The sequence below is a fragment of the Vogesella urethralis genome, assembly GCF_007644045.2.
In the GTDB taxonomy this organism is placed as follows: domain Bacteria; phylum Pseudomonadota; class Gammaproteobacteria; order Burkholderiales; family Chromobacteriaceae; genus Vogesella; species Vogesella urethralis.
Window position 1 is genome coordinate 1 of record NZ_VMDW02000008.1, and the last position, 243, is coordinate 243.

Here is a 243-nt window from a genome sequence, read left to right on the forward strand (position 1 = left end):
CACCAACGCCACGCCGGATCAGGTACGCAAGCTGTTCCGCAACTGCCGTCTGGTTGGGCGACGTTTCCGCCTGGCGCATGTGATGTTCGGGCCGGAAATCATTGAGGTCGCCACCTTCCGTGGCCATCACGAAGGGCATACCACCGATCGCGTCACCTCCCAGCGGGGCCAGAACGGCATGCTGCTGCGCGATAACATCTTCGGCTCGATCGAGGAGGATGCCCAGCGTCGCGACTTCACTAT

General features: G+C 62.1%; 1 pseudogene. It reads left to right on the top strand.

The annotated features are described in order from the left end of the window. Positions 1 to 243, top strand: a pseudogene (locus tag FLQ03_RS00270) (polynucleotide adenylyltransferase PcnB); the annotation flags it as partial.